Below are 5,570 nucleotides of genomic sequence, written 5' to 3'. Positions count from 1 at the left end.
CCCTCGCCGACCACCTTGACCCGCAGGTCGGCGCCATTGACCCGCAGGGCGTCGTTGGTCTTGTCCCCCACCTCGAGGTGGCCCTCGGTGCGGGCCTTCACATAGGTGCCGATGCCGCCGAGATAGAGCAGCTCGGCCGGGGCCTTGAGGATGGCCGAAAGCAGTTCGGCCGGGGTGGCGCTGTCGACGTCGATCTCAAGCATCGCCCGGATCTCGCTCGAGAGCGGGATGGACTTCAGGCTGCGGGGGACGACCCCGCCGCCCTTCGAGATCAGCTTGGGGTCATAATCCTCCCAGGAGGAGCGCGGCAGTTCGAACAGCCGGGCTCGCTCGGCGTAGCTTGTCGCCGGGTCCGGATCGGGGTCCAGGAAGATGTGGCGGTGGTCGAAGGCGGCCAGCAGCCGGGTGGCGGGCGACAGCAGCATGCCGTTGCCGAACACGTCGCCTGACATGTCGCCGACGCCTACGACGGTGAAGGGCTGCGTCTGGATGTCCTTGCCCAGCTCGCGGAAGTGGCGTTTCACCGCCTCCCAGGCGCCCCGCGCCGTGATGCCCATCACCTTGTGGTCGTAGCCCGCCGACCCGCCCGAGGCGAAGGCGTCGCCCAGCCAGAAGCCGTAGGACTCGGCGATGCCGTTGGCGATGTCGGAGAAGGTGGCGGTGCCCTTATCAGCGGCCACCACCAGATAGGGATCGTCGGCGTCGTGGACCACGACGTTCTCGGGGTGGATGACCTTGCCGTCGGGGGTCAGGTTGTCGGTGATGTCCAGCAGGCCCTGCAGGAAGGTCGTGTAGGCCCGGATTCCCTCGGCGCGCACGGCGTCGGCGCTCCCCCCCTTGGGAAGCTGCTTGGGATAGAAGCCGCCCTTGGAGCCGACGGGGACGATGACCGCGTTCTTGGTGTTTTGCGCCTTAGCCAGGGCCAGGACCTCGGTGCGGAAGTCATCGCGCCGGTCGCTCCAGCGCAGTCCCCCTCGGGCCACCGGACCAAAGCGCAGATGGACACCCTCGACATGGGTCGCCCAGACGAAAATCTCGCGGAACGGCTTGGGCAGGGGGAGGTCGGCCAGTTCGCCTGAGGCCACCTTGAAACTGATATAGGGCTTGGACGTGCCGTCCGCATTGGGCTGGTAGTAGTTGGTCCGCTTGATGGCCCCCACCAGCAGGGCCAGGCGCCGCAGGACCCGATCGTCATCCAGGCTCTCGACGAGCTGCAGGGCTTCGACGATTTCGGCCATCACCGCGTCAGCCTGCGTCTGGCGCGCTTCGAGACCCGCCTTGATGGCCGGATGGAACTTGGTGCGGAAGAGATCCAGGATCAGGCGGGCGACGCCCGGATGGTTGGACAGGGCCTCTTCCTGAACCCGCTGGCTGGGGTCGAGCCCCGACTGCTGGCGGTGGCGGGCCAGGGCGCGGATCAGGGCGGCGTCGCGCCAGGTGATGGAGAGTTCCAGCACCAGCCGGTTGAAGCCGTCGTTTTCGGTCCTGCCGCTCCAGACGGCGACGAAGGCGTATTCAAAGGCGGCCTTCACCTCGGAAAAGACCAGGTGTTCGCCGCGTTCGTCGTTCAGCTCGAAGTCGTGGACCCAGACAGGGAGGGTGCCGGCGCGGGTCACCGGGAATCCGGTCTCCACCATGGCCTTCAGGCCCATGTTCTCCAGGATCGGCAGCACGTCGGCGAGTGGAGCCGGCGCTCCGGGGCGGTAGAGCTTGAAGCGGAACTGCGTCTTGCCGTCGCCGGCCCGCCGATAGGCGCGGACGCGGACCGGCTCGTCGGCCTCCAGGCTGTCGATCACCGCCAGATCAGCCAGGGCCTCGGCGGCGTCATAGCGATCGCGGTAGCCGGCGGGATAGGCTTGAGCGTAGCGGGTCAGGACATCGGAGACCTCGGCCGTCGTGCGACCGCTGGCCCGGACGGCGGCGTCGAAGCGGTCCTCCCAGGTGCGGCTGGCCGCGGCGATCTGGCTTTCGATGGCCTTAAGATCCGGCTCGAGATGGTCGCCGGGCATGAAGCCGATGATGAAGTGGACCCGGGCCAGGGGCGCGTCGGAGAAATGGGGATAATAGGCCGAGACACGGCCGCCATAGGCGCGGGCCAGCATCTCGCCGGCCTTGGTCCTCAGCTCTGAATCGTAGCGCTCCCGGGGCACGTAGAGCAGGATCGAGGCGAAGCGGTCATAGGGATCGCGGCGCTCGAACACCCGCACGCGCGGCCGGTCGTAGAGGTGCAGGACGGCCAGGGCGGTCGCCAGCAGGTCGGCCTCGCTGGCCTGGAAGAGCTCATCGCGCGGGTGGTTCTCGACGATGTTGCGCAGGCGCTTTTCGTTGTGGCTCCCCGGCGCGGCGCCCGCCTTGGCGAGAATATGAGCCACCTTGGCGCGCAGCAGCGGCACGTCGTGGGCCGGCTCGTCATAGGCCTCGGAGGTGAACAGGCCGACGAACCGGATTTCGCCGCAGGGCTTGCCGTCGGCCCCGTACCGCTTGACCCCCACATAGTCCATATACCCGCGCCGATGGACGCGGGAGCGGACATTTGACTTGGCCACCGTCACCGGCGGATCGGTCATCCGCGAGCGGATCTGGGCGGTGAGGACGGCGGGCTCAGACGCGCGGCGAAGCACCGTGCGCTCGGGATCGCGCAGCACGCCCAAGCCGTCCTCGGGCTGGTAGAGGGGTTCCTCCGGCGCATAGTCGCCGTTCTTCAGGCGGGGATACGCGTAGACCCGGGCGCCGAGATAGACGAAGTGCTCGTTGTGCAGCCAGGACAGGAAGGCGACATCCTCGTCACGCACCTCGCTCTTCGGCGCCGCCTCCAGTTCGGAGATGGCGCGCGCCATCAGGTCCAGCATGGCGGGGAAGTCGCCGACCGCCACCCGAACATCGGCCAGGGTGGTCTTCAGGCCGGCGATGAGGGCGGCCTCGCGGTCCTTGCCCACGGTCTCCAGCACGACCTGGATCATGGATTCCCGGCGCACGGGGCCCGTCTCGCTCCGCACGCCCTTCCGGTCGCGCGCGACGCTGACGATGGGATGGAACATGGCCCGCACCGACAGACCCTGGTCGGCGATCTCGCCCATGACGCTGTCCACCAGGAAGGGGGTGTCGTCCTGCACGATCTCCAGCCGGTCGAGGCCCGCCTCCCCCTGCACCAGGCGCAGGGTCGGGGCCTTGTTCTTGCGGGTCTCGGCGAAGGCCCAGAAATCGGCCAGGGCGGCGGCCAGCCCCTCAATCGGCAGCTCGGGCAGTTCGTCGGGGGCCGCGTCGGCGGCGGCCTGGTCGATGAAGGCGCGGCTGGCGTCGGTTTCCGGCGTCAGGGCGAGGAACGCCTTGGTCAGGGCGCTGGCGGACGTCGGGCGACGGGTCATCGGCGAGCTCCGGACACGAGAACGCCGCCGGAGGAGAGTGTCCGGCGGCGCCTGGTTCCGCCAAGGGGGGGTGGCGGAACACTCGGTCCTCGCGGCGCCCGGGGGCTGAGAAAGCGGGCGTCGAGGTGTCGGGTCTTACCCGAGCCACACTCAGATAGGCATTGAACGGCCAAGTTTAAGACCCCGGTCTTGCGGCCCGCCTCACGCTTGCGTGACGCCGCGGCCGCGTTTCGGTTTCGGCGATTCGTCAGGTGCGAGGCTCGGCTTCCGGTCTCGCAGTTTTCCAGGCTCCCCATCGGCCGACAACAGCACGGCGACCCAGCGGGTTCCGTCGAACTGGGCGAGGATCACCATGGCCATCACCGTCAGAGGCGTGGACAGGAACATGCCGGCCACGCCCCAGATCGCGCCCCAGAAGGCCAGGCTGAGGAGGACCACCACCGGGTCGATATTCAGGCTGTCGCCCTGCATGCGCGGCAGCACCACGTTGCCCACCACGAACTGGATCAGTTGCAGCACCCCCAAGAGGACGATGGCGGGCCAATAGGGTTCGAACTGGATCAGGGCGAAGATCGGCGGCGCGAGAATGCCCACCGCCCCGCCGATGATCGGGATGTAGGAGGCGATGAAGATCAGGAAGGCCCAGAACACCGCATTGTCGAGGCCGATCACCGCCATCACCAACCAGGACCCGCCGGCGATCATCAGGCCGGTGACGGTCTGGACCCAGAGATACTGCTCCACCCCGTCGCGAATGCGCTGGAAGGCCTCGACGGCTTCGCGGCGGGCGGCGCGGTTGTCCGACAGCCCCACCAGCTTGCGCTCGAAGGCGTGCCGCGAGGCGATGATGAAGCCCAGATAGATGAGGATGAACAGCGCGTTGGAGGCGAAGCTCTGGAAGCCGCGAGCCACGTCGCCGAGATACTTGCTGGGGTCGAGGCGCATGAACAGCTGGTCGATGGTGGGGGCGACGTCCACCCCGGCCACCCCGGCCACCTGGGCGATCAGCTGGTTGAGCTTGGGGATGTAGGTGACCAGCTGGGTGGCGAAGCTGGCGCCATTGTCGGCGATGACGAACAGCGCGGTGCCAAACAGCAGGATCGACACCGTGATGGCCACGGGCAGGGCCGCGCGGCTCGGGATCCACGGGAACCGCCGCTTCAGGACGCGGGCGAAGCCGTCGATGACGATGGCCAGGAACATGGCCATGGCCGGCGGGGTCAGGATGTCGGCCATCCAGTACATGGCCGCGCCCACGGCGATCACCGCCAGGATCACCAGGCAGGTGCGGGACACGGCGGAGGTCTGTGCGGCGACGGGCATGGGCCGACTGTCCTCGGGCTGGCGGTTGTCGTCAATCAGGGCTGTCTACGCTGATTTCCGAGAGATGATGCTGCGTTGTTCGGCGGTTTTGGCGCGCCGGACGCAAGGCTGAGCCAGAACGGGTGAGTTTGGCGAAATGATCTCCCGCGCGACAATTGTTTACCCTTGGCCGTGGCGAGGCGGGCCGGCTGGCGATAGCGTGGCGACCGCAGTTCCAAGGAGCATTCCATGTCCGATGACGGCGTCCTGATCGGGTTTTCCGACCACCTCGAGACCCTGCGGCTGGACCGCGCCAATCGCCACGGCCTGGTGGCCGGCGCCACAGGCACGGGCAAGACCGTGACCCTGCAGGCCCTGGCGCAGGGATTGTCGGATGCCGGGGTGCCGGTCTTCGCCGCCGACGTGAAGGGCGATCTCTGCGGCATCGCCGCGGCCGGGACCCCCAATGAAAAGATGCTGGCCCGGGCCAAGGTCATGAACCTGGAGCTGCGCCCGGCCGCCGCCCCGGTGGTGTTCTGGGACCTGTTCGGCGAGCAGGGCCACCCGATCCGCGCCACGGTGTCGGAGATGGGACCCCTGCTGATCTCCCGCATGCTGGAACTCAACGATGTGCAGGAAGGCGTGCTCTCCGTCGTCTTCCGCGCCGCCGACGAGGAGGGCCTGCTGCTGCTGGACCTGAAGGACCTTCAGGCGGCGCTCACCTACACCTCTCAGAACGCCAAGGACCTGGGCGCGCGCTACGGCAATGTCTCGACCGCCACCGTGGCCACCATTCAGCGCAAGCTGCTGACGCTTGAGGACCATGGGGGCGCAAACCTGTTCTGCGAACCGGCCCTGCAGCTCGCCGACCTGATGCGCACCGACGGTTCGGGGCGCGGCTAT

The 5,570-nt window shown here is 68.0% G+C and carries 3 protein-coding genes; 1 reads left to right on the top strand and 2 read right to left on the bottom strand.

The window, feature by feature from the left end:
• The coding region (locus tag RMO97_RS19145; RefSeq protein WP_310542600.1) for an NAD-glutamate dehydrogenase domain-containing protein at positions 1-3,365 on the bottom strand (3,365 nt) is incomplete at its 3' end.
• Between the two features lie 201 nt (positions 3,366-3,566).
• A complete protein-coding gene (locus tag RMO97_RS19140; protein WP_310542599.1) occupies positions 3,567-4,688 on the bottom strand; it encodes an AI-2E family transporter in 1,122 nt (373 codons plus the stop codon).
• Between the two features lie 228 nt (positions 4,689-4,916).
• On the opposite strand from RMO97_RS19140, the gene RMO97_RS19135 reads away from it, so the two are divergent.
• The coding region (locus tag RMO97_RS19135; RefSeq protein WP_310542598.1) for a helicase HerA-like domain-containing protein at positions 4,917-5,570 on the top strand (654 nt) is incomplete at its 3' end.

This window comes from Phenylobacterium sp. (genome assembly GCF_031425575.1).
Taxonomy (GTDB): domain Bacteria; phylum Pseudomonadota; class Alphaproteobacteria; order Caulobacterales; family Caulobacteraceae; genus Phenylobacterium.
The sequence above is the reverse complement of the archived record's forward strand: the minus strand, read 5'-3'. Positions and strand labels throughout refer to the sequence as shown.

Coding starts and splice junctions, on each gene's coding strand:
- RMO97_RS19140 (WP_310542599.1), bottom strand. CDS start 4,688: ATGCCCGTCGCCGCACAGACCTCCGCCGTGTCCCGCACCTGCCTGGTG.